The sequence below is a fragment of the Micromonospora sp. NPDC018662 genome (genome assembly GCF_044391475.1).
Taxonomy (GTDB): domain Bacteria; phylum Actinomycetota; class Actinomycetes; order Mycobacteriales; family Micromonosporaceae; genus Micromonospora.
The window spans coordinates 420504-438403 of record NZ_JBISAC010000002.1 but is presented as its reverse complement, the minus strand read 5'-3'; the positions used below and the strand labels follow the sequence as shown (position 1 = coordinate 438403).

Here is a 17900-nt window from a genome sequence, read left to right as displayed (position 1 = left end):
CGCAACTGGGCGGGCGTCATGGTCTACCGGTCGCGTGTGCGCCGGGTAACATCGGATTCGGTTTATGTAGCCGGGCACATCTGCCCGGACCGGGATCGGACTGTTAGAGTCCGTTGCCAGCCATGGATTCCGGGCACTCCGCCCGGCACCCACCCCGCCCCGCCAGGGATCGTCACCGGCGGCCCGCGTCGCGCAGGAGGAAGAAGTTGCTGTCCGCCTTTCTCAGTGCGTTCCGTACGCCTGACCTGCGCAAGAAGCTGCTGTTCACAGTAGGCATCATCGCGGTCTACCGGTTGGGCGCCACGCTGCCCAGCCCGGGCGTCTCGTACGGCAACGTGCAGAAGTGCCTCGACACCATCCAGGGCGGCGGCACGAGCCCGCTGAACCTGCTGGACCTCTTCTCCGGCGGCGCGCTGCTCCAGCTGTCGGTCTTCGCGCTGGGCATCATGCCCTACATCACCGCGTCGATCATCCTGCAGCTGCTGACGGTGGTGATCCCGCGCCTGGAGCAGCTCCGCAAGGAGGGCCAGGCCGGTCAGGCGAAGATCACCCAGTACACCCGCTACCTCACGCTGGGCCTGGGCATCCTCCAGTCCTCGGCGTTCGTGGCGCTGGCCCGCTCCGGGCAGCTGTTCAACAACCAGTGCGACCAGTTCCCGGTCGTGCCCAAGGGCACCGGCATCCCGGACTGGCTGACCCTGGTCATCCTGGTCATGACCATGACCGCCGGCACCGGCGTGGTGATGTGGCTCGGCGAGCTGATCACCGACCGGGGCGTCGGCAACGGCATGTCGGTGCTGATCTTCACCTCGATCGCGGCCCGGCTCCCCAGCGAGGGCTGGAAGATCAAGACCACCAAGGGCTGGGGGATGTTCCTCCTCGTCATCGCCCTGGTGCTGCTGGTCATCACCGCTGTCACGTTCATCGAGCAGGCCCAGCGCCGGATCCCGGTGCAGTACGCGAAGCGCATGATCGGCCGGCGGATGTACGGCGGCACGTCCACCTACATCCCGCTCAAGGTGAACCAGGCCGGCGTCATCCCGGTCATCTTCGCCTCGTCGCTGCTCTACCTGCCGACGCTCGCGCTCCAGTTCTTCGACCAGAACGACCCGGGCAAGGTCCAGGCCTGGATCCAGAACCACATCGTGAAGGCGAGCGCGCCGGAGCACATCGCGATCTACTTCCTGCTGATCATCTTCTTCACGTACTTCTACGTGTCGATCACGTTCAACCCGACCGAGGTCGCGGACAACATGAAGAAGTACGGCGGCTTCGTGCCGGGCATCCGCCCCGGCAAGCCGACCGCCGAGTACCTCGACTTCATCCTCAGCCGGATCACCCTGCCGGGTGCGCTCTACCTCGGCATCGTCGCGATCCTGCCGAACTTCTTCTTCATCTGGTTGGACAACCAGCAGTTCCAGAACTTCCCGTTCGGCGGCACCGCTGTGCTCATCATGGTCGGCGTCGGTCTGGAGACCGTGAAGCAGATCGAGAGCCAACTCATGCAGCGGAACTACGAAGGGTTCCTGCGGTAGATGCGACTCGTTCTGGTTGGCCCGCCGGGCGCGGGCAAGGGCACACAGGCGGAGTTCATCGCCGCGCACCTGTCGGTGCCGAAGATCTCCACCGGTGACATCTTCCGGGCCAACGTCACCCAGGGCACCCCGCTGGGCGTCGAGGCCAAGCGGTACATGGACGCCGGCAAGCTGGTCCCGGACGACGTCACCATCAACATGGTCCGGGACCGGCTCGCCGAGCCGGACGCCGGCGAGGGCTTCCTGCTCGACGGTTTCCCGCGCACCACGCCGCAGGCCGCCGAGCTGGACAAGCTCCTCGCCGACCTGGGCAGCGCGCTGGATCTGGTGCTGGAGCTGGTCGTCGACGACGACGAGGTGATCCGGCGGCTCTCCGGCCGGCGCACCTGCCGGGGCTGCGGCAAGATCTGGCACGTCGAGTTCGACGCGACCACCCGGGACGGCGTCTGCGACCGCTGCGGCGCGGATCTGTTCCAGCGCGACGACGACAAGCCGGAGACCATCGCCGCCCGGCTCCGGGAGTACGCCGAGAAGACCGCGCCGCTGGTCGACTACTACGGCGCCCAGGGCAAGCTGGTGGGCATCGACGCGACCGGGCCGGTGGAGGACGTCACCGTCCGCGCCATCGACGCCCTGCGGTCGTACGGCGGCTGACCTCCCACCCGGCGGATAGAGTACGAACAGCGGGGTACGCGCGACGTGCCCCGCTGTTCCGTGTAACGAAAGGTGTCGCCGTCATGCGCCGTCCCCAGCTGGACATCCAGCTGAAGACCCCCGAGCAGATCGAGCTGATGCGGGCCGCCGGTCTGGTGGTGGCCCGTGCCCTCGGCCGGATGCGGGAGGCGGTCGCGCCCGGCGTGTCGACCGCCGACCTCGACGCGATCGCCGAGGCCACGATCCGGGAGGCCGGCGCGGTCCCGTCGTTCAAGGGCTACCACGGCTTCCCGGCGTCGATCTGCTCCTCGGTCAACGAGCAGGTGGTGCATGCCATCCCGTCGCCGGAGCAGGTGCTGCGCGAGGGCGACCTGATCTCGATCGACTGCGGAGCGGTGCTGGACGGGTGGCACGGTGACGCGGCGATCACGGTGCCGGTGGGGGAGGTCGCTCCGGCCCTGCTGCGGATGGCCGAGGTGGCCGAGGACGCCATGTGGGCCGGGATCGCCGCCGCGGCCCGGGGCGCGGCCTCCGGCAAGGGCCGGCTGACCGACATCTCGCACGCGGTGGAGACCGCGGTCCGCAAGGGCGGCCGGTACGGCATCGTCGACGGCTACGGCGGCCACGGTATCGGCACGGAGATGCACCAGGACCCGCACGTGCTCAACCACGGTCGCCCCGGCAAGGGGCCGCGGCTGGTGCCCGGCCTGGCGCTCGCGATCGAGCCGATGATCACGGCGGGTTCCCCGCGTACCGTCGAACTGGCCGACGGCTGGACGGTGGTGACGCGGGACCGCTCGATGGCGGTGCACGTGGAGCACTCGATGGCGCTGCTGGCGGACGGGGTGTGGGTGCTGACCGCCGAGGACGGCGGCCGGGCCCGCCTCGGCGACCTGGTCACCTCCCGCCAGCCCGCGAACTCCCCGGCCCGCTGACCCGTCCGCCACCGGCCGGATTGCCGGCGGCTCCTCGGCCATGACCGACCTGGCGGCCCGCGGTCGTCTCGGCGATCCGGTAGGGCCGACGGCCTCGCTCTCTTTTTGCGATATACCTTCTGGTCAGATTTATGACTGAGGGGTATATCGCCCAAGAGGCGACTGTTCGCCGACGGACCTCACCCGGCGTTACGGCCCGCGGCCGAGGCCGACCGGCTGCGGCATGGCGGGTGGTGGTTGAGCGGTGGCATCCTTGCCGGCATGGACGGGCAGCGGGAGATGCGGGCGGCCGACCGCGATCGGGAAGCCGTGGCGGAACGACTCCGGGTGGCGCTGGAGGAGGGCCGGCTCGGCCTGCACGAGTACGACGAGCGGCTGGCCCGCACGTACGGCGCCCGGACCTACGGCGACCTGGACGAGGTGGTCGCCGACCTGCCGGGCCCGGCGCCGGCCGAGCGGTCGGCCGTGGTGCCCGCCACCCCGGCTCCGCCGCCCGCGCCGGCGACAGCTACCGAGCCTGGCGCGACGGGGGCGCCGGCGGTGCCCGCCGGATCGACGACGCCGGTCGAGCCGGAGGCCCGCTCGCGGCTGCTCGGGCTCTGGCTGCCCTGGCTGCGGGTGGCCGCGATACTGGTGCCGATCTGGCTGATCAGCGCGGTGGCCTCCGGGCACGTCGCCGGCGTCTGGCCGCTCTGGGTGCTGGGGCCGTGGGGCGGCCTGGTGCTGATGCAGTCGGTCGGGCTGATCGGCGTGGATCACGGCCGGAAGCGGCGCGACCGCCGCCGATAGCTGTGCCGCTGGTCACAACCGGGCCGGAAATCCGCCGTTCGAGGGATCTGGCGGCCGGCCGGTTTGGCGGCGGCGCGCGGGCGGGCGTACACTTTCAGATCGGCGCACAGCGTCCACTCCGCCATGCCCACCCTGCGCTTCGGTGGGAGTCGGAGCCGCGGCTGGCGCGGGTTCACTGATCTTGGTCAGTTCACCCGTGTAAGACGTTGTGGGCCGTCCGGAGCAACCGACGTCAGGACAGCGGAGTACATGCCGAAAAAAGACGGAGCCATCGAGATCGAGGGTCGGGTCATCGAGCCCCTGCCGAACGCCATGTTCCGGGTGGAGCTCGCGAACGGCCACAAGGTGCTGGCTCACATCAGCGGCAAGATGCGGCAGCACTACATCCGCATCCTGCCGGAGGACCGGGTCGTCGTCGAACTCTCGCCGTACGACCTGACCCGCGGGCGCATCGTCTACCGCTACAAGTAAGCCTGACGACGGCCGGGACGTCCCCGTATCCGTCTTCGACGTCCGGGTCGCGATCCGTCGCGCTCCGGGCCAGATGGGAAGTAAGGCAACCGTGAAGGTCAAGCCGAGCGTCAAGAGGATCTGCAACAAGTGCCGGGTGATCCGTCGGCACGGCCGGGTCATGGTCATCTGCAGCGACCCGCGTCACAAGCAGCGCCAGGGCTGACGCCCCACACCACCAGCTCGTCCCAGCCGCGGACGGTGCGCGTCACGCGTATCCCTCTCGTGGTTGACCCCCGGTCGGAGGCCGGGGCCCGCTCGGGCAGCGGGGTGGGACGGGTCCACACCTCCGCCACAAACCATGAGGAGTACGCCCGCACATGGCACGTCTAGTCGGCGTGGATCTCCCCCGCGAGAAGCGGATGGAGATCGCGCTCACCTACATCTTCGGGGTCGGTCGTACCCGCGCCCTGGAGACCCTCGCCGCGACCGGCATCTCGCCGGACAAGCGCGTTCGGGACCTCACGGACGAGGAGCTCGTCGAGCTCCGGAACCACATCGAGGGCAACTACAAGGTTGAAGGCGACCTGCGCCGCGAGGTCGCCGCTGACATCCGCCGCAAGGTCGAGATCGGCTGCTACGCCGGCATCCGGCACCGCCGCGGTCTGCCCGTGCGCGGTCAGCGCACCAAGACCAACGCGCGGACCCGGAAGGGCCCGAAGCGGACCGTGGCCGGCAAGAAGAAGCCCGGCAAGAAGTAACTAGGAGCGCACAGACTTATGCCACCGAAGGCTCGTGCCGGAGCCGCCGTCAAGAAGGTCCGGCGCAAGGAACGCAAGAACGTCGCCCACGGGCAGGCGCACATCAAGAGCACCTTCAACAACACCATCGTGTCCATCACGGACCCGACCGGTGCGGTCATCTCCTGGGCCTCCTCCGGCCAGGTGGGCTTCAAGGGCTCCCGCAAGTCGACCCCGTTCGCCGCGCAGCTGGCCGCCGAGGCCGCCGCGCGTCGGGCCATGGAGCACGGCATGCGCAAGGTCGACGTGTTCGTCAAGGGCCCCGGCTCCGGCCGGGAGACCGCCATCCGTTCGCTGCAGGCCGCCGGTCTCGAGGTCGGGCAGATTTCCGACGTCACGCCGCAGCCGCACAACGGGTGCCGTCCGCCGAAGCGTCGCCGGGTCTGAGAGGTTAGAGAGAGATGGCTCGTTACACCGGTGCTGACTGCCGCCGTTGCCGGCGGGAGAAGATGAAGCTGTTCCTCAAGGGCAGCAAGTGCGATGGTCCGAAGTGCCCGTTCGAGTCCCGGCCGTTCCCGCCCGGGCAGCACGGCCGCGGCCGCACGAAGGAGACGGAGTACCTGCTCCAGCTCCGTGAGAAGCAGAAGGCCCGCCGTGTCTACGGCGTGCTGGAGAAGCAGTTCCGCGGCTACTACGAAGAGGCCGTGGGCAAGAAGGCCAAGACCGGTGAGGTTCTGCTCCAGATCCTCGAGTCGCGGCTGGACAACGTGGTCTACCGGGCCGGCTACGCCAAGTCCCGGGACATGGCCCGTCAGCTGGTCAAGCACGGTCACTTCACGGTGAACGGCAAGAAGGTCGACATCCCGTCGTTCCGCGTCAAGGAGCACGACATCATCGAGGTCCGGGGCAAGAGCAAGGAGCTCACCCCGTTCATCGTCGCGCAGGCCGAGGCCGGCTCCAAGACCGTTCCGGCGTGGCTCGAGGCCATCCCCAGCCAGATGAAGGTCCTCGTGCACTCGCTCCCGGCCCGTCAGGTGATCGACACCCAGGTCCAGGAGCAGCTGATCGTCGAGCTCTACTCCAAGTAGGGGCTCGTTGCGGTGGCCCGTCCTGCGGGGCGGGCCACCGGAACAGTTGTGTCGTGGGCGTCAAATAGCGGGCGCCCCGGAAGAGAAGAGAAAAGATGCTCATCAGCCAGCGACCGTCTCTCTCCGAAGAGTCGATCAACGAGACCCGGTCCAAGTTCACCATCGAGCCGCTGGAGCCCGGCTTCGGCTACACGCTCGGCAACTCGCTCCGGCGTACGCTGCTGTCGTCCATCCCGGGCGCGGCGGTCACCTCGATCAAGATCGACGGTGTCCTGCACGAGTTCACCACCATCCCCGGTGTCAAGGAGGACGTGGTCGAGCTCGTCATGAACATCAAGGAGCTGTGCGTCAGCTCCGAGCACGACGAGCCGGTCAGCATGTACCTGCGCAAGCAGGGCCCGGGCGACGTGACCGCCGGCGACATCCAGCCCCCGGCCGGTGTCTCCGTGCACAACCCGGACCTGAAGCTCGCCACCCTGAACGGCAAGGGCCGGCTCGACATGGAGCTGACCGTCGAGCGGGGCCGGGGCTACGTCACCGCCGCGCAGAACAAGCAGGCGGGCGCCGAGATCGGCCGGATCCCGGTCGACTCGATCTACTCGCCGGTGCTCAAGGTGACCTACCGCGTCGAGGCGACCCGGGTCGAGCAGCGGACCGACTTCGACCGGCTCATCATCGACGTCGAGAGCAAGCCGTCGATGGGCCCGCGTACCGCGCTGGCCTCGGCCGGCTCGACGCTGGTGGAGCTGTTCGGGCTCGCCCGCGAGCTGGACGAGACCGCCGAGGGCATCGACATCGGGCCGTCCCCGCAGGACGCCCAGCTGGCGGCGGACCTGGCTCTGCCGATCGAGGAGCTGGACCTGACCGTCCGCTCCTACAACTGCCTCAAGCGCGAGGGCATCAACTCCGTTGGTGAGCTGATCGGGCGTACCGAGGCCGACCTTCTCGACATCCGCAACTTCGGTCAGAAGTCGATCGACGAGGTCAAGATGAAGCTCGCCGGGATGGGCCTGGGGCTGAAGGACTCGGCTCCGAACTTCGACCCGGCGCACGTCGTGGACGCCTTCGGCGAGGCCGACTACGACACCGACGACTACCGCGAGACCGAGCAGCTCTAGTCCGCGCTGCCGCCACACCTGAGGAGCACCAAGCATGCCCACGCCCACCAAGGGCCCCCGCCTCGGCGGCAGCCCCGCGCACGAGCGGCTGATGCTGGCCAACCTGGCCACCGCGCTGTTCCAGCACGGCAAGATCCAGACCACCGAGACGAAGGCCCGGCGGCTCCGCCCGCTGGCCGAGCAGCTCATCACCAAGGCCAAGCGCGGCGACCTCGCCTCGCGTCGGCGGGTGGCGGGCGTCGTCAAGGACAAGGACGTGGTCTACTCCCTGTTCGACCAGATCGCGCCCCGGTACGCCAACCGCAACGGTGGCTACACCCGGATCGTGAAGACCGGTCCGCGCAAGGGTGACGCCGCTCCGATGGCGATCATCGAGCTGGTCGAGGAGCTTCAGGTCGCCGAGCCGAAGGCGAACCGGAAGACCGCCGCCCGCAAGGCCGCCCAGCAGGACAAGGTCGAGGCCCTGGCCCCGGCCGAGGAGGCCCCCAAGGCCAGCGCCGGTGACCAGGACGCCGAGGCTCCGGTCTCCGCCACCGGGGACACCGCCGCCGCCCGCGAGGACAGCGACGAGGCCACCGAGAACGACAAGGCCTGATCGCCGGCAGCATCGACGGGCCCGGCATCCCCACGGGGGTGCCGGGCCCGTCGCCGTCAACGGAGGTACGAGGTGGACGAGCGGACCCGGCTGCGGCTGGACGTCTCGTACGACGGCACCGACTTCTCCGGATGGGCCCCCCAGCCCACCCGGCGCACGGTCGCCGGCGTGCTCATGCAGACGCTGGACCTGGTGCTCGGCGCGGGCACGGTCACCGGCCTGACAGTGGCCGGCCGGACCGACGCCGGGGTGCACGCCACCGGGCAGGTCTGCCACCTGGACCTGCCGACCGAGGTGTGGCGTGCGCACGAGGGGCGGTTGCTGCGCCGGCTGGCCCGACTCCTCCCGCCGGACGCCCGGGTCCGCGCGATGGCCGAGGTGCCGGCCGACTTCGACGCCCGGTTCTCGGCCACCTTCCGGCGCTACGAGTACCGGGTCACCGACGCCGCCTGGGGTGCCGAGCCGTTGCGCCGGCGGGACACGCTGGCCTGGCCGAAGCCGCTCGACCTGGCGGCGCTGAACGCCGCCGCGGCCGGCCTGGTGGGCGAGCACGACTTCGCCGCGTACTGCCGGCGCAAGGAGAACGCCACCACGTTGCGTGAGGTGACCCGGCTGGACTGGCGGCGTGACCCGGACGGGATCCTGGTCGCCACCGTGCGGGCCGACGCGTTCTGCCAGAACATGGTGCGCAGCCTGGTCGGCGCCATGCTGGTCGCCGGCGACGGCCGACGGCCGGTGGAGTGGCCGGCCGGCCTGCTGGTCCGCCGGGAACGGTCCAGCGAGGTCACCGTGGCGCCCGCGCACGGCCTCGCCCTGGTCGAGGTCGGCTACCCGGCCGACCCGGCGGAGTACGCCCGCCGCGCCGACCTCACCCGCCGGCTGCGGGTCCCGGTCGCCGAGGGCTGAGCCCGCCCGGGTCGCGAAGGCGGTGCCGGCGCGCGGAAGCGGCCGGGAGACGGCGACCGGCCCGCCACCGGAGGTGGATGGCGGGCCGGGGAGCGCCGGTTCAGTCGTCCGTGCCGCGCTGGCCGGCGCTGTCCTCGGTCGCGCCGCCGGTGGGCTGGCCGGCCGTTCCGCCGGCAGCACGGTGGTCCAGCACGTTCCGGTTCAGGTGCAGCTCGATCAGGTCGTACATGATCTCGCGGGCGACTGCGTCGTCGGTCGGGATGCGTTCCCCGTCCGCGCGGGTGACCAGGCAGAAGGCCAGGTAGTGGCCGCGTACCTGCCAGCCGACCCGGGCGGCGGCCTTCTCCACCGCCTCGGTGCCCTTACCCGCCGGCAGGCCCCGGAACCGTCCCTGGCGGTCGTCCAGCAGCGGCCGGATCCGGTCCCGTACCCGCTGGGCGCTGGCCAGGTCGGTGAGGTTGAACAGGCCGGCGGTGAGCAGGTGGTCGCCGTCGGGGGAGCGGAGCGTGCCCCGGACGACCTGGTTGCACCCGAGCCGGACCAGCAGGTCGGCGATCTCGCCGGTGGCCGAGACCGCGCAGTCGGCACTGGCCTGGGTCTTGAGCACCCGGTAGGCCGGTTTGCCGTCGGTGACCACCAGTTGCTTGCCCGGGAACAGCTCCTTCGCGGTGAGCGTCGCCTGGTCGGTGTCCCGGGAGTCCAGGTCGGACCGGCCGGGTGCGGTCGGCTCCGGCGCCGCCGGCAGTGGGGTCTGCTCACTCGTCGGGGGCGTGTCGGCCCGTTCGTCGAGCAGCGCCGCGACGGCCAGGCCGGTGAGGGAGAGCAGGAGCAGCACGGCGGCCCCGCCGATCAGCGCCTGCCAGACCCGGCCGCCACCGCGGCGGCCGGCCCGCCGGTTCCGCGACTGGTCGGGGCCGTCAGTGGTGCGGAACGTCGGGCTGGCCGGGATCGGCACGGTCGGGCGTGCCGTCGCGGCCGGCACCGGCTGCGGCACCGGTGGTGCGGGCTGGGGCACCGGGGCGGGCTCCCGGGGCGGCATGGGCGCCGGGACGGGCGGCGCGGGGGCGGGCGCCCGGGCGTCGTCGGGGGCCGGTCGGGTGGCCCGGGCCGGCGGCAGCGACGGCGTGGGAAAGCGGGAAGGCGACGGACCCGCCGGTGGCGGCGTCGCGGACACGGGCCCGACCGGGGCCGGCCCGGGCTCCGGATACTCGAGGAAGGCGTCCTCATCGGACTCGTACCGGTACACCATGTGGGATAGAGTAGGGCCGATTATCCCTTTCAGGGGGAATATTGGGAAATTACGGCAGGGTGGCGTCCCGCCCTGCGTGCCCTACCGTCGCAAGGCGCTCCGCCGGCCGGTGCGAGAATGCCCGCGTGACCGGCGACCACTACTTCACCGCTGAGCCCACCACCCCGGCCCGCCCGCGGGAGGTCGAGTTCTCCGTCGCCGGGCGCGACTTCACGCTCACCTCGGCCGGCGGGGTCTTCTCCGCCGACCGGCTCGACCCCGGCACCGCGGTACTGCTGCGCAAGGCCGACCTGCCGGCCGCCGACGCCGCCGGCCCGATGCTCGACATCGGCTGCGGGTTCGGACCGATCACCTGCGTCCTGGCCACTGTCGCGCCGGCCGCGACCGTCTGGGCGGTGGACGTCAACGAACGGGCCCGCGCGCTCACCACCGCCAACGCCGCCCGCATCGGCGCGGCCGACCGGATCCACGCCGTCGCCCCCGACGAGCTTCCGCCCGACGTCTCGTTCGCGCAGATCTGGTCGAACCCGCCGATCCACATCGGCAAGGCGGACCTGCACGACCTGCTGCTGCGCTGGCTGCCCCGGCTCACCCCGGACGGCACGGCCTGGCTGGTCGTCGCCCGCCACCTCGGCGGCGACTCGCTGCACCGGTGGCTGGTCGAGCAGGGCTGGCAGGTGCAGCGGCACGCCAGCCAGAAGGGGTACCGGGTGCTCCGCGTCACCCGGTAATCCGGTGTCGTCCGCACCGCCGGCTCGGGCAGGATGCCCGGGTGGGATACGTGGACGTGGCAGGGGTGGGGCACATCCTCCCGGACGGGCGGGAGCTGTTCCGCGAGGTGTCGTTCCGGGTCGGTGAGGGTGCCAAGGTGGCGCTCGTCGGGCCCAACGGCGCCGGCAAGACGACGCTGCTCCGGATGGTCGCCGGCGACCTGCCGGTGCCCACCGGCGTGATCGCCCGCTCCGGCGGGCTGGGCGTGATGCGGCAGTTCATCGGCATGATCGGTGACGAGTCGACGCTCGCCGACCTGGCCCTGTCCCTCGCCCCACCGGTGCTGCGCGACGCCGGGCGCCGGCTGGTCGAGACCGAGGCGGCCATGCGGACGGCCGAGGTCCGCGGCAGGTTCAGCTCCGCCGCCGGCAAGGCCCAGCTCGCGTACGCCGACGCGCTGGCCGCCTGGGGCGAAGCCGGCGGGTACGACGCCGAGGTGCTCTTCGACACCGTCACCACCATCGTGCTGGACCTGCCGTGGGACGCCGCCCGGGACCGGCCGGTGCGGACGCTCTCCGGCGGCCAGCAGAAGCGCTTCGCCCTGGAGCTGCTGCTGCGCGGCCCGGACGAGGTGCTGCTGCTCGACGAGCCGGACAACTTCCTCGACGTGCCCGGCAAGCGGTGGCTGGAGGCGCGAATGCGGGAGTCCGCCAAGTCGGTGCTCTACGTCTCGCACGACCGGGAGCTGCTGGCGCAGACCGCCGACCGGGTGGTGGCCGTGGAGGGCGGCAGCGCCTGGGTGCACCCGGGCGGCTTCGCGAGCTGGCACGAGGCACGGGTGGCCCGGCACGCCCGCCTCGACGAGTTGCGCAAGCGGTGGGACGAGGAACACCAGAAGCTGCGTGAGCTGATGCTGATGTACAAGCAGAAGGCCGCGTACAACTCCGACATGGCGTCGCGCTACCAGTCGGCGCAGACCCGGTTGCGCCGGTTCGAGGAGGCCGGGCCGCCGCCCGTACCCCCGAAGGACCAGGACATCCGGATGCGGCTGACGGGCGGGCGGACCGGCAAGCGCGCGGTGATCGCCGAGCAGTTGGAGCTGGACGGCCTGACCTACCCGTTCGACCTGGAACTCTGGTACGGCGACCGGGTCGCGGTGCTCGGCGCGAACGGCACCGGCAAGTCGCACTTCCTGCGCCTGCTGGCCCGCGGCGGCACCGACCCGGAACCGGGCAACACCCCGGTCGACGGCGCCGAGGCGCTCGCACCGGTCGCGCACGGCGGCATGGTGCGGCTCGGCGCGCGGGTCCGGCCGGGGCACTTCTCGCAGACCCACGACCGGCCGGAGCTGATGGCCAGGACGCTGGTCGAGGTGCTGTGGCGGGGCGACGAGCACCGGGCCGGCATGGACCGGCACGCGGCCATGGCGGCGCTGTCCCGCTACGAGCTGGCCGGCCAGGGCGACCAGCGCTTCGGCACGCTCAGCGGCGGCCAGCAGGCCCGCTTCCTGGTGCTGCTGCTGGAACTGTCCGGGGCCACCCTGCTGCTGCTCGACGAGCCGACCGACAACCTCGACCTGGCCTCCGCCGAGGCACTGGAGGCCGGTCTGACCGCGTTCGACGGCACGGTCATCGCGGTGACGCACGACAGGTGGTTCACCCGCACCTTCGACCGCTTCGTGCTGTTCCGCGGCGACGGGGACGTGGTGGAGACGCCGGAGCCGGTCTGGGACGTCGGATGATCGACCCGGAGCTCGTCGACCGGCTCTGCGCGGTCGACGGCGTGGTCGCGGTGGCGCTCGGCGGCAGCCGGGCCCGCGGCGAGCACCGGCCCGACTCCGACTGGGACGTCGGCCTCTACTACCGGGGTACGCCGGACGTGGCCGGGCTGCGCGCGGTCGCCGCCTCGGTCGCCGACGGCCCGGTGGACCTCACCGCGCCGGGTGGCTGGGGCCCCTGGGTCGACGGCGGCGGCTGGCTGCGCGTCGGCGGGGTCGCGGTGGACTGGATCTACCGGGACCTGGACCGGGTGCACCGGGTGTGGGCGGACTGCCGCGCCGGTCGCTACACGGTCGCGACGCAGGCCGGGCACCCGCTCGGGTTCTACTCGCACGCGTACGCCGGGGAGGTGGCGCTGGGCCGGGTGCTCGGCGACCCGACCGGCGAGCTGACCGCGCTGCGGGCCGAGACCGCCCACTACCCGCCCGCGCTCGGCGCGGCACTGGTGGCCGGCGGCTGGGAGACCGGCCTGCTGCTCGACGGCGCGGCCAAGGGCGCGGCCGGCGGCGACGCCGGGTACGTGGCCGGGTGCCTGTTCCGGGTGGTCGGCGTGCTCGCGCAGGCACTGCACGGCCGGGCCGGGCGATGGCTGGTCAACGAGAAGGGCATGCTCGCCTCGGCCGGGCGGCTGCCGGGCACGCCGCCGGAGTTCGCCGAGCGCGCGCACGGGCTGCTCGGCGCGGTGGGGCGTACCCCGGGGGAGCTGGTGGCGACGGTCGATGCCGCCCGGTCGCTGGCCGCCGACGTGCTCGGCTGAGGCGTCGCCCGCGTCCGGTGGGCATAGGGTGGATCTCGTGAGTGAGATGACCTACCGCCGGCTGGGCGACTCCGGGCTCGTGGTGTCCGTGGTCGGCATCGGCTGCAACAACTTCGGCCGCAAACTCGACAGCGACGGCACCCGGGCGGTGGTCGACGCCGCGCTCGACGCCGGGATCACCTTCTTCGACACCGCCGACATCTACGGCGAACCGCAGGGCGGCTCCGAGGAGCTGCTCGGCCAGGCGCTCAAGGGGCGCCGGGACGACGTGGTGGTCGCCACCAAGTTCGGCATGGACATGCACGGCGCGAACGGGCCGGACCACGGCGCCCGGGGTGGCCGCCGCTACATCGCCCGGGCGGTCGAGGCGTCGCTGCGTCGGCTCGGCACCGACCACATCGACCTCTACCAGATGCACGAGCCCGACCCGGGCACGCCGATCGACGAGACGCTCGCCGCGCTGGACGACCTGGTGACCGCCGGCAAGGTGCGCTACCTCGGCAACTCCAACTTCGCCGGCTGGCAGATCGCCGACGCCGACTGGACCGCGTCGTCGGCGGGCCGCACCCGGTTCATCTCCGCGCAGAACCACTACTCGCTGCTGGAACGGGGCGTGGAGGACGAGGTGATCCCGGCCTGCGAGCGGTTCGGCCTCGGCATGCTGCCGTTCTTCCCGCTCGCCAACGGGCTGCTCACCGGCAAGTACAAGCGCGGCGAGACGCCCCCGGCGGGCAGCCGGCTGGCCGGCGGCGGCCGGTACGCCGAGCGGCTGGCCGCGGCGCGCTGGGACACCATCGAGGCGATCGAGGCGTACGCGGCCGAGCGTGGGATCAGCATGCTCCAGGTGGCCATCGGCGGGCTGGCCGCCCGGCCGGCGGTGACCTCGGTGATCGCCGGCGCGACCAGTCCCGAGCAGGTACGCGCCAACGCCGACGCCGGCACCTGGCAGCCCACCGACGACGACCTGGACGCCCTCGACGCCCTCCTCTGACGGCCCGCCCAGCCGGCCTGGCCGCTTTCCGTGTGGCCGCGCGCTGACGTGGCTGTCCGCGGGTGCTGGCTGCGCACGCTAGTGCTGGCTTGCGCGCGGGTGCTGGCTGTCCGCGCTGGTGCTGGCTTGCGCGCGGGTGCTGGCTGCGCGCGCTGCTGCTGGCTTGCCCGCGGGTGCTGGCTCCGCGCGCTGGTGCTGGCTTGCCCGCGGGTGCGGCTGTCCGCGTGGGTGTGACCGCCCTCCGGTGTGACCGCCCTCCGGTGGGGCTGCCCCGGGTATGGCCGTCCACCGCAAGGCACCCATGGTGTTCCACCCATAGTCGGTGCTCACGACGAGTGGAACGCCATGGGTGCCTCAGCGTCTCTCTGACACCCATGGCGTTCCACTCGCGGCCGACCCTGACCGTGAGTGGAACGCCATGGGTGTCTGCGGGCAGGTTCGCCGCTCGTGGTGGGCTGGCCGGTGCGGCGCGGTGCGGTGCGGTGCGGTGCGGTGCGGTGCGGTGCGGTGCCGAGGGCACGGGTCAGTGGGGTGTGGCGGTGGGGCGGCGTTCCGCGAGGGCCTGGCGGACCAGGGCGACGGTGGCCTCGGGGCGGCGCAGCACGTCGTCGGCGGTGAACCGGAGCACGACCCAGCCGGCCGCGCGGAGCGCGTTGAGACGTGCCACGTCCCGCCGGAACTGAGCCCGCTCGCGGTGGTGGTCGCCGTCGTACTCGACCGCGATGCGCAGCGCCGGCCAGGCCAGGTCCACCCGGGCCACGAAGCGCCCACCGGCGCGTACCTCGTGCTGGGCGGTCAGCGGGCCGAGGCCGGCGTCGAGGAGGAGCAGCCGCAGGCGCGTCTCCATCGGGGACTCGCTCAACGGCTCAGCCAGCGCCAGCACCTCGCGCAGCAGCGGAGCGCCCGGCCAGCCCAAGCGCTCCGCGGCGTAGTCGCGCAGGGCGGGCAGCCGCACCATCCGGCGGCGCAGCAATGCGTCGACGGCGACCAGCGCCTCGACGCGGGGACCGTGGCGGCCCAGGTCGAACGCGGTACGCAGCGGGGTGGTGACGGGCAGCCCGGCGAACCGGGTGCGGTCCGGCCCGGGCAGCGGCGACCGGGTCACCAGCAGCCGTGGGTGGGGACGCACCCGGGCCGGGCTCGGCAGCAGCACGGTCACCGGCGTGTCGCGGGTGAGCACGTACGCGCCGAACAACCAGGCGGCGCTCCGTCCCGCCAGCACGGCACCCGGCGGCAGGCGCAACGCCACCGCCTCGCACCACATCCGGTGGTCGTCGACACGGTGGGCGTCGCGGTGCACGTACACGTCCGGCAGCAGGCGGACCCACGTCGGGCCGCGCAGCATCGTCCAGGTCAGGTGCCCGTCGGTGACCGCCCGGCTGCCCCGGAACGGCAGGGACGACAGGCAGGGCGGGACACGCGCGGATACGACCATCGGGACAGCGTGTCGTGACCCGGCGGTCACTCGCCGTCCCGGTCCGTCGAGTGGTGCGGTTCTGGGAAAAACACCAGCCGGTCTTCCGTCCGGCCGGGGAGGCGTCGTACGGTAGGCCGCAAGTGACCCACGGGAGCCCGGTGCGGACCGGGCTGAGAGGGGGGCTGACAGCCCCCGACCGTCGAACCTGATCCGGGTAATGCCGGCGCAGGGAGGAGCGTTGCCGTGCCGTCCCTGGGACGACTGCATCTCATCACCGACACCCGACCGGGGCGGGATCCGCTCGGCGTGCTGCGTGCCGCCCTGCCGGTGGCTCGCGCCGACCTCGTCGTCCAGGTCCGGGTGGAGGACGACGCCACCGACCGCGAGGCGTACGAGCTGGCTCGCCAAGTGGTCGAGGCGTGCCGCCCGTACGGGGCGTGCTGCCTGGTCAACGACCGGTTGCACGTGGCGCTCGCGGTGGGCGCGGCCGGTGGCCACGTCGGCGCGGACGACCTGCCGGTGGACGCTGCCCGCCGCGTGCTCGGCGCCGACGCCGTGCTCGGCGCGACCGCCCGGGAGCCGGTGACGGCGCGGGCGGCGGTCGCCGCCGGAGCGAGCTACCTGGGCGTGGGCCCCTGCCACGCCACCACCACCAAGCCGGGCCTGCCCGCGCCGATCGGCCCGGACGGGGTACGCGCGGTCGCCGGCGCGGTGACGGTTCCGGTGATCGCCATCGGTGGGGTGACCGCCGCGTCGGTGCCGGCGCTGCGGGCTGCCGGGGCGTACGGGGTGGCGGTGGTCGGGGCGCTGTCCGAGGCGGCCGACCCGGCGCGCGCCACCGCCGAGCTGCTCGGGGCGCTGACGTGTTAAGCGGGGGCCCCTCCTCTACCGAAAGCGTTAACCGGGGGCCCGGCCTTACCGATGTGGGGGTGGTGGGGGGCGGGCCGGTGGGGCTGGCGATCGCGTGGCGGTGCGCGCAGCGCGGGCTGCGGGTGAGTGTGTACGACGACCGGCCCGGGTCGGGCGCGTCGCGGGTGGCCGCCGGCATGCTCTCCCCGGTCGCCGAGGCGTACTTCGGTGAGCGGGAGCTGACCGGCCTGCTGGTCGAGTCCGCGGCCCGGTGGCCCGGCTTCGCCGCCGAGCTGGCCGAGGCGAGCGGCGTCGACCTGGGCCACCGCACCGAGGGCACGCTGGTGGTCGGGCTCACCGCCGACGACCTGGCCGAGGCGGGGCGGCTGTGGTCGTACCAGCAGGGGTTGGGGTTGCCGATCACGCCGCTGCGCCCGTCGGCGCTGCGCGACCGCGAGCCGGCGTTGGCCACCCGGGTGCGCGGCGGCGCGGTCGCGCCCGGCGACCACCAGGTCGACCCGCGCCCGCTCGTCGCCGCGCTGCGCACGGCGGCGGAGCGGGCCGGCGTGGCGTTCCGGCCGGCGCGGGTCGGCGCGTTGTCCGAGGTGGACGCGCGGGTCACCGTGGTCGCGGCCGGCTGCGGCGCGGCGGCGCTGACCGGGTTGCCGGTCCGGCCGGTGAAGGGCCAGGTGCTCCGGCTCCGCGCGCCCGCCGGCGGGCCGCCGGGCTTCCGGCACGTGATCCGGGGGTACGCCGACGGCGAGCCGGTCTACCTGGTGCCCCGGGCCGGCGGCGAGGTGGTCGTCGGCGCGACAGTGGAGGAACGCGCGGACGTCGAGGTGACCGCCGGCGGTGTGCTGAGGCTGCTCCGCGCCGCCGTCGAGCTGGTCCCCGAGCTGACCGAGTACGCGCTGGTGGAGGCCGTCGCCGGGCTGCGCCCGGGCACCCCCGACAACGCGCCGGTGATCGGGGCGCTGCCCGGCCGGCCCGGCGTGCTCGCCGCCACCGGGCACCACCGGCACGGCATCGTGCTCACCCCGGTCACCGCCGACCTGGTCACCGAGCTGATCGTCACCGGCGAGCCGGATCCGGCGCTCGCCCCCTTCACCCCGGCACGGTTTCCGAAGGAGCACCGGTGGAACTGATCGTCAACGGCACGGGACGGACGCTGCCCGACGGCGTCACGCTGGCCGAGGTGGTCCGCGCGGTCACCGGGCAGCAGCGCGGCCTCGCGGTCGCGGTCAACGGCGAGGTGGTGCCGCGCGGCGGTTGGCCGGCGAGCGTGCTGCGCGACGGCGACCGCGTCGAGGTGCTCAGCGCCGCGCAGGGCGGGTGACC

The 17900-nt window shown here is 72.7% G+C and carries 21 protein-coding genes and 1 riboswitch; of the genes, 19 read left to right on the top strand and 2 right to left on the bottom strand.

The window, feature by feature from the left end:
• Positions 1–206 precede the first annotated feature (206 nt).
• The 12 genes from secY to truA all read left to right on the top strand — a co-directional run bounded on the left by secY (position 207) and on the right by truA (position 8810).
• Positions 207–1535, top strand: a complete 1329-nt coding sequence (secY, locus tag ACH495_RS07350; RefSeq protein ID WP_396856877.1) for a preprotein translocase subunit SecY — start codon at positions 207–209, stop codon at positions 1533–1535.
• Positions 1536–2189: an adenylate kinase gene (locus ACH495_RS07345; protein WP_396856876.1), complete on the top strand. Its 654-nt coding sequence runs from the start codon at positions 1536–1538 to the stop codon at positions 2187–2189. It abuts the gene before it with no gap.
• Positions 2190–2272: 83 nt separating this feature from the next.
• The gene (gene map, locus ACH495_RS07340; RefSeq protein WP_396856875.1) at positions 2273–3124 is read left to right on the top strand and encodes a type I methionyl aminopeptidase; all 852 of its coding nucleotides are present in this window, start codon (positions 2273–2275) and stop codon (positions 3122–3124) included.
• A 261-nt stretch (positions 3125–3385) separates the two neighbouring features.
• Positions 3386–3913 (top strand): DUF1707 domain-containing protein, encoded by a 528-nt coding sequence (locus tag ACH495_RS07335; protein ID WP_396856874.1) that lies wholly within the window; start codon positions 3386–3388, stop codon positions 3911–3913.
• Between the two features lie 249 nt (positions 3914–4162).
• Positions 4163–4384: a translation initiation factor IF-1 gene (gene infA / locus ACH495_RS07330; RefSeq protein ID WP_007073013.1), complete on the top strand. Its 222-nt coding sequence runs from the start codon at positions 4163–4165 to the stop codon at positions 4382–4384.
• A 91-nt stretch (positions 4385–4475) separates the two neighbouring features.
• A complete protein-coding gene (gene rpmJ, locus ACH495_RS07325; protein ID WP_043965539.1) occupies positions 4476–4589 on the top strand; it encodes a 50S ribosomal protein L36 in 114 nt (37 codons plus the stop codon).
• Between the two features lie 154 nt (positions 4590–4743).
• Positions 4744–5124, top strand: a complete 381-nt coding sequence (rpsM, locus tag ACH495_RS07320) for a 30S ribosomal protein S13 (protein WP_013288614.1) — start codon at positions 4744–4746, stop codon at positions 5122–5124.
• Between the two features lie 18 nt (positions 5125–5142).
• On the top strand, positions 5143–5550 hold the full coding sequence (gene rpsK, locus ACH495_RS07315) for a 30S ribosomal protein S11 (protein WP_014440747.1): 408 nt from the start codon (positions 5143–5145) through the stop codon (positions 5548–5550).
• A 14-nt stretch (positions 5551–5564) separates the two neighbouring features.
• Positions 5565–6191 carry a 30S ribosomal protein S4 gene (gene rpsD / locus ACH495_RS07310; protein ID WP_089155247.1) on the top strand — a complete coding sequence of 209 codons (627 nt, stop codon included), beginning with the start codon at positions 5565–5567 and terminating at the stop codon, positions 6189–6191.
• A gap of 95 nt (positions 6192–6286) precedes the next feature.
• A complete protein-coding gene (locus ACH495_RS07305; RefSeq protein ID WP_343445075.1) occupies positions 6287–7309 on the top strand; it encodes a DNA-directed RNA polymerase subunit alpha in 1023 nt (340 codons plus the stop codon).
• Between the two features lie 34 nt (positions 7310–7343).
• Complete coding sequence (rplQ, locus tag ACH495_RS07300) at positions 7344–7904, top strand: 50S ribosomal protein L17 (protein ID WP_396856873.1); 561 nt, start codon at positions 7344–7346, stop codon at positions 7902–7904.
• Between the two features lie 72 nt (positions 7905–7976).
• On the top strand, positions 7977–8810 hold the full coding sequence (gene truA, locus ACH495_RS07295) for a tRNA pseudouridine(38-40) synthase TruA (RefSeq protein WP_396856872.1): 834 nt from the start codon (positions 7977–7979) through the stop codon (positions 8808–8810).
• A 100-nt stretch (positions 8811–8910) separates the two neighbouring features.
• Here truA and ACH495_RS07290 read toward each other — a convergent pair whose 3' ends face one another.
• Positions 8911–9825 carry a hypothetical protein gene (locus tag ACH495_RS07290; RefSeq protein ID WP_396856871.1) on the bottom strand — a complete coding sequence of 305 codons (915 nt, stop codon included), beginning with the start codon at positions 9823–9825 and terminating at the stop codon, positions 8911–8913.
• Positions 9826–10184: 359 nt separating this feature from the next.
• On the opposite strand from ACH495_RS07290, the gene ACH495_RS07285 reads away from it, so the two are divergent.
• From ACH495_RS07285 to ACH495_RS07270, 4 genes are read left to right on the top strand one after another with little or no spacing between them, the layout of a single operon-like run.
• The gene (locus tag ACH495_RS07285) at positions 10185–10790 is read left to right on the top strand and encodes a class I SAM-dependent methyltransferase (RefSeq protein ID WP_396856870.1); all 606 of its coding nucleotides are present in this window, start codon (positions 10185–10187) and stop codon (positions 10788–10790) included.
• A 41-nt stretch (positions 10791–10831) separates the two neighbouring features.
• A complete protein-coding gene (locus ACH495_RS07280; protein WP_396856869.1) occupies positions 10832–12511 on the top strand; it encodes an ABC-F family ATP-binding cassette domain-containing protein in 1680 nt (559 codons plus the stop codon).
• Positions 12508–13305, top strand: coding sequence for a nucleotidyltransferase domain-containing protein (locus tag ACH495_RS07275; RefSeq protein WP_396856868.1), 798 nt, complete (start codon positions 12508–12510; stop codon positions 13303–13305). The genes ACH495_RS07280 and ACH495_RS07275 overlap by 4 nt, the downstream gene beginning before the upstream one ends.
• A 28-nt stretch (positions 13306–13333) precedes the next feature.
• On the top strand, positions 13334–14296 hold the full coding sequence (locus tag ACH495_RS07270; protein WP_396856867.1) for an aldo/keto reductase: 963 nt from the start codon (positions 13334–13336) through the stop codon (positions 14294–14296).
• A 523-nt stretch (positions 14297–14819) separates the two neighbouring features.
• Here ACH495_RS07270 and ACH495_RS07265 read toward each other — a convergent pair.
• Complete coding sequence (locus ACH495_RS07265; protein ID WP_396856866.1) at positions 14820–15731, bottom strand: DUF559 domain-containing protein; 912 nt, start codon at positions 15729–15731, stop codon at positions 14820–14822.
• Positions 15732–15850: 119 nt separating this feature from the next.
• Positions 15851–15962: riboswitch (TPP riboswitch) on the top strand.
• On the opposite strand from ACH495_RS07265, the gene thiE reads away from it, so the two are divergent.
• From thiE to thiS, 3 genes are all read left to right on the top strand, one after another.
• Positions 15957–16583 carry a thiamine phosphate synthase gene (gene thiE / locus ACH495_RS07260; protein WP_396856865.1) on the top strand — a complete coding sequence of 209 codons (627 nt, stop codon included), beginning with the start codon at positions 15957–15959 and terminating at the stop codon, positions 16581–16583. (Overlaps the previous riboswitch by 6 nt.)
• Positions 16577–17707 carry a glycine oxidase ThiO gene (thiO, locus tag ACH495_RS07255; protein WP_396856864.1) on the top strand — a complete coding sequence of 377 codons (1131 nt, stop codon included), beginning with the start codon at positions 16577–16579 and terminating at the stop codon, positions 17705–17707. Before thiE ends, thiO begins: the two co-directional genes overlap by 7 nt.
• Positions 17698–17898, top strand: a complete 201-nt coding sequence (gene thiS / locus ACH495_RS07250) for a sulfur carrier protein ThiS (protein ID WP_357297993.1) — start codon at positions 17698–17700, stop codon at positions 17896–17898. Before thiO ends, thiS begins: the two co-directional genes overlap by 10 nt.
• Positions 17899–17900 lie beyond the last annotated feature (2 nt).